The organism is Acidovorax sp. GW823-FHT01C06 (assembly GCF_058798375.1).
Genome location: NZ_JBXAKN010000020.1, coordinates 1 through 5,828, shown reverse-complemented (window position 1 = coordinate 5,828; position 5,828 = coordinate 1). Strand labels below are relative to the sequence as shown.

Here is a 5,828-nt window from a genome sequence, read left to right as displayed (position 1 = left end):
TGCTATAGTCGAGGGCTTCGCTACTGAGGCGGTGCTGCAGAGATGCGGGGCGCTGGAGGTTCGGGTGATGATGGGGTCCAGGCCTTGTTGTTGCCGGGGCTGAGAAGGTGGAAGAAGAAAGTTTGGTTTTGGGTTGTAGGTGGTGTAAAAACCGGTATATAATTCAAGGCTTCGCTGAGTAGAACTGGATGCCGCAAGGTGCTGAGTTTGAAAGGTGATGAAAACAAAAAAGTTTTCAAAAGTTTGACAGTTCTTCAAAAACTGTGCTAGAATTCAAGGCTCAGCTGATCGCAGCTAAGTCGGGAAAACAAAGAAAGACTACGGTCTTTGTGAGTGATCCGGTTCATTAAAAATATACAGCCGATAAGCGTGGGCGTTTGATGGCGAGTGCCAAGTTCTTTGGAACTAGTGCTTAGCACTACAAACGCTCATGAGAGAGAAGTGAAGTTCACTTCAATTCTTAATTATGAGTTGCTCGAAAGAGCGAAAAAATCAAGATCGAACTGTAGAGTTTGATCCTGGCTCAGATTGAACGCTGGCGGCATGCCTTACACATGCAAGTCGAACGGTAACAGGTCTTCGGATGCTGACGAGTGGCGAACGGGTGAGTAATACATCGGAACGTGCCCGATCGTGGGGGATAACGGAGCGAAAGCTTTGCTAATACCGCATACGATCTACGGATGAAAGCAGGGGACCGCAAGGCCTTGCGCGGACGGAGCGGCCGATGGCAGATTAGGTAGTTGGTGGGATAAAAGCTTACCAAGCCGACGATCTGTAGCTGGTCTGAGAGGACGACCAGCCACACTGGGACTGAGACACGGCCCAGACTCCTACGGGAGGCAGCAGTGGGGAATTTTGGACAATGGGCGCAAGCCTGATCCAGCCATGCCGCGTGCAGGATGAAGGCCTTCGGGTTGTAAACTGCTTTTGTACGGAACGAAAAGACTCCTTCTAATAAAGGGGGTCCATGACGGTACCGTAAGAATAAGCACCGGCTAACTACGTGCCAGCAGCCGCGGTAATACGTAGGGTGCAAGCGTTAATCGGAATTACTGGGCGTAAAGCGTGCGCAGGCGGTTATGTAAGACAGATGTGAAATCCCCGGGCTCAACCTGGGAACTGCATTTGTGACTGCATAGCTAGAGTACGGTAGAGGGGGATGGAATTCCGCGTGTAGCAGTGAAATGCGTAGATATGCGGAGGAACACCGATGGCGAAGGCAATCCCCTGGACCTGTACTGACGCTCATGCACGAAAGCGTGGGGAGCAAACAGGATTAGATACCCTGGTAGTCCACGCCCTAAACGATGTCAACTGGTTGTTGGGTCTTCACTGACTCAGTAACGAAGCTAACGCGTGAAGTTGACCGCCTGGGGAGTACGGCCGCAAGGTTGAAACTCAAAGGAATTGACGGGGACCCGCACAAGCGGTGGATGATGTGGTTTAATTCGATGCAACGCGAAAAACCTTACCCACCTTTGACATGTACGGAATCCTTTAGAGATAGAGGAGTGCTCGAAAGAGAACCGTAACACAGGTGCTGCATGGCTGTCGTCAGCTCGTGTCGTGAGATGTTGGGTTAAGTCCCGCAACGAGCGCAACCCTTGTCATTAGTTGCTACATTCAGTTGGGCACTCTAATGAGACTGCCGGTGACAAACCGGAGGAAGGTGGGGATGACGTCAAGTCCTCATGGCCCTTATAGGTGGGGCTACACACGTCATACAATGGCTGGTACAGAGGGTTGCCAACCCGCGAGGGGGAGCCAATCCCATAAAGCCAGTCGTAGTCCGGATCGCAGTCTGCAACTCGACTGCGTGAAGTCGGAATCGCTAGTAATCGCGGATCAGAATGTCGCGGTGAATACGTTCCCGGGTCTTGTACACACCGCCCGTCACACCATGGGAGCGGGTTCTGCCAGAAGTAGTTAGCCTAACCGCAAGGAGGGCGATTACCACGGCAGGGTTCGTGACTGGGGTGAAGTCGTAACAAGGTAGCCGTATCGGAAGGTGCGGCTGGATCACCTCCTTTCTGGAAAACTGCATTCAAGATTGAACGCCCACACTTATCGGTTGTTGGAACAAGCCACAGACCTGCGAAGCGATTCGCGGAGCTGAGGAATGGGTCTGTAGCTCAGCTGGTTAGAGCACCGTCTTGATAAGGCGGGGGTCGTTGGTTCGAGCCCAACTAGACCCACCAAATTCCAATACACGGATACGGTATGAGGACACTGGGGGATTAGCTCAGCTGGGAGAGCACCTGCTTTGCAAGCAGGGGGTCGTCGGTTCGATCCCGTCATCCTCCACCAACACTGCGGTAGTAGGTAGTAAGAAGATTACTCAACACCAAAGCGGCTTTGACTGGAAACGGTTAAGGCTTCTTTGTTGTTGATCAATATCGATTGATCAATCGGCTGTTCTTTAAAAATTCATAGAGTCGAATCAGAGTTGCTAGCGGAAACTGCACATTCGTAAAGGTTTAGTGCAGACCGTGCCGCTAGCAACAAGAATTTTTGATTGCGTCAAAACGAATATTCAAACCTAGTTTGAAATTCTTAAGTAATACGATGACAACTCGAAAGGGTTGAAGTTGTTTACGGCATAACGCGTCAGGTGAAAGACCTGGCAAGTCCTTGAAAGATTAGACGGCGGTGTTTCGCAAGAAACGTCAAAGTTATAGGGTCAAGTGACTAAGAGCATGTGGTGGATGCCTTGGCGATTACAGGCGACGAAAGACGTGATAGCCTGCGATAAGCTTCGGGGAGCTGGCAAATAAGCTTTGATCCGGAGATTTCTGAATGGGGAAACCCACCTCGCAAGAGGTATCGCATGATGAATACATAGTCATGCGAGGCGAACCGGGTGAACTGAAACATCTCAGTAGCTCGAGGAAAAGACATCAACCGAGATTCCGAAAGTAGTGGCGAGCGAAATCGGAAGAGCCTTCTATTGATAGCACGACTGTTAGCAAAACGGAATGGAAAGTCCGGCCATAGCAGGTGATAGCCCTGTATGCGAAAACAGACGTGTGGTACTAAGGTAGAGAAAAGTAGGGCGGGACACGAGAAATCCTGTCTGAATATGGGGGGACCATCCTCCAAGGCTAAATACTCGTAATCGACCGATAGTGAACCAGTACCGTGAGGGAAAGGCGAAAAGAACCCCGGGAGGGGAGTGAAATAGATCCTGAAACCGCATGCTTACAAAAAGTAGGAGCCCGCAAGGGTGACTGCGTACCTTTTGTATAATGGGTCAGCGACTTACATTCAGTGGCAAGGTTAACCGAATAGGGAAGCCGTAGAGAAATCGAGTCCGAATAGGGCGAATCAGTCGCTGGGTGTAGACCCGAAACCAAGTGATCTATCCATGGCCAGGATGAAGGTGCCGTAACAGGTACTGGAGGTCCGAACCGACTAGTGTTGCAAAACTAGCGGATGAGCTGTGGATAGGGGTGAAAGGCTAAACAAACTTGGAAATAGCTGGTTCTCTCCGAAAACTATTTAGGTAGTGCCTCAAGTATTACCGTCGGGGGTAGAGCACTGTTTAGGCTAGGGGGTCATGGCGACTTACCAAACCTATGCAAACTCCGAATACCGACGAGTACAGCTTGGGAGACAGAGCACCGGGTGCTAACGTCCGGACTCAAGAGGGAAACAACCCAGACCGCCAGCTAAGGTCCCTAAAATTGGCTAAGTGGGAAACGAAGTGGGAAGGCTAAAACAGTCAGGATGTTGGCTTAGAAGCAGCCATCATTTAAAGAAAGCGTAATAGCTCACTGATCGAGTCGTCCTGCGCGGAAGATGTAACGGGGCTAAGCCAGTTACCGAAGCTGCGGATTTGCAATTTATTGCAAGTGGTAGGAGAGCGTTCTGTAGGCCTGTGAAGGTGTCTGGTAACGGATGCTGGAGGTATCAGAAGTGCGAATGCTGACATGAGTAGCGTTAAAGGGGGTGAAAAGCCCCCTCGCCGTAAGCGCAAGGTTTTCTACGCAACGTTCATCGGCGTAGAGTGAGTCGGCCCCTAAGGCGAGGCAGAGATGCGTAGCTGATGGGAAACAGGTCAATATTCCTGTACCGATCAATAGTGCGATGTGGGGACGGAGAAGGTTAGCTCAGCCAACTGTTGGATATGTTGGTTCAAGCCTGTAGTCGTGCCTGGTAGGCAAATCCGCCGGGCTTAGATGAGGGGTGATAACGAGTCTGCTTGCAGACGAAGTGAGTGATACCCTGCTTCCAGGAAAAGCCACTAAGCTTCAGCTATTGACGACCGTACCGCAAACCGACACTGGTGCGCGAGATGAGTATTCTAAGGCGCTTGAGAGAACTCAGGAGAAGGAACTCGGCAAATTGATACCGTAACTTCGGGAGAAGGTATGCCCCAAGTAGGTGAACCTGTACAAGGCGAGCCCAACGGGGTTGCAAAAAATCGGTGGCTGCGACTGTTTAATAAAAACACAGCACTCTGCAAACACGAAAGTGGACGTATAGGGTGTGACGCCTGCCCGGTGCTGGAAGATTAAATGATGGGGTGCAAGCTCTTGATTGAAGTCCCAGTAAACGGCGGCCGTAACTATAACGGTCCTAAGGTAGCGAAATTCCTTGTCGGGTAAGTTCCGACCTGCACGAATGGCGTAACGATGGCCACACTGTCTCCTCCTGAGACTCAGCGAAGTTGAAATGTTTGTGATGATGCAATCTCCCCGCGGAAAGACGGAAAGACCCCATGAACCTTTACTGTAGCTTTGTATTGGACTTTGAACAGATCTGTGTAGGATAGGTGGGAGGCTTTGAAGTGAGGTCGCTAGATCTCATGGAGCCAACGTTGAAATACCACCCTGGTGTGTTTGAGGTTCTAACCTAGGTCCATTATCTGGATCGGGGACAGTGCATGGTAGGCAGTTTGACTGGGGCGGTCTCCTCCCAAAGCGTAACGGAGGAGTTCGAAGGTACGCTAGTTACGGTCGGACATCGTGACGATAGTGCAATGGCATAAGCGTGCTTAACTGCGAGACTGACAAGTCGAGCAGATGCGAAAGCAGGACATAGTGATCCGGTGGTTCTGTATGGAAGGGCCATCGCTCAACGGATAAAAGGTACTCTGGGGATAACAGGCTGATACCGCCCAAGAGTTCATATCGACGGCGGTGTTTGGCACCTCGATGTCGGCTCATCTCATCCTGGGGCTGTAGCCGGTCCCAAGGGTATGGCTGTTCGCCATTTAAAGAGGTACGTGAGCTGGGTTTAAAACGTCGTGAGACAGTTTGGTCCCTATCTTCCGTGGGCGCTGCAGATTTGAGGAAGCCTGCTCCTAGTACGAGAGGACCGGAGTGGACACACCTCTGGTGTATCGGTTGTCACGCCAGTGGCATTGCCGAGTAGCTAAGTGTGGAAGAGATAACCGCTGAAAGCATCTAAGCGGGAAACTCGTTTCAAGATGAGATCTGCCGGGGCCTTGAGCCCCCTAAAGAGTCGTTCAAGACCAGGACGTTGATAGGTCAGGTGTGGAAGCGCAGTAATGCGTTAAGCTAACTGATACTAATTGCTCGTGCGGCTTGACCCTATAACTTTGATAGCCAACACACGCAAGTGTGCAAAGCTCAAAGATTGTTATGCCAAGTTGACGCAGTCAAAAGACACAAAATCTGATTCCAAACTCTATGAATTCGCCAGGCTGTTCCACGAACAGCCCAGCACCAAGTTATGCCTGATGACCATAGCAAGTTGGTACCACTCCTTCCCATCCCGAACAGGACAGTGAAACGACTTTGCGCCGATGATAGTGCGGGTTCCCGTGTGAAAGTAGGTCATCGTCAGGCTCTTACAGCCCA

The 5,828-nt window shown here is 50.9% G+C and carries 2 tRNA genes and 3 rRNA genes; all 5 read left to right on the top strand.

Annotated features, from left to right (window positions below):
• The first annotated feature begins 500 nt into the window (after positions 1-500).
• The 5 genes from AC1RCS_RS24880 to rrf all read left to right on the top strand — a co-directional run bounded on the left by AC1RCS_RS24880 (position 501) and on the right by rrf (position 5,816).
• Positions 501-2,033 (top strand): 16S ribosomal RNA (locus tag AC1RCS_RS24880).
• A 91-nt stretch (positions 2,034-2,124) separates the two neighbouring features.
• Positions 2,125-2,201: transfer RNA gene (locus tag AC1RCS_RS24875), tRNA-Ile, on the top strand.
• Between the two features lie 33 nt (positions 2,202-2,234).
• A tRNA-Ala gene (locus tag AC1RCS_RS24870) sits at positions 2,235-2,310 on the top strand.
• Between the two features lie 371 nt (positions 2,311-2,681).
• Positions 2,682-5,560, top strand: a 23S ribosomal RNA gene (locus tag AC1RCS_RS24865).
• A gap of 143 nt (positions 5,561-5,703) precedes the next feature.
• Positions 5,704-5,816: ribosomal RNA gene (gene rrf / locus AC1RCS_RS24860) — 5S ribosomal RNA — on the top strand.
• The 16S, 23S and 5S rRNA genes sit together here with 2 tRNA genes alongside, the layout of an rRNA operon.
• Positions 5,817-5,828 lie beyond the last annotated feature (12 nt).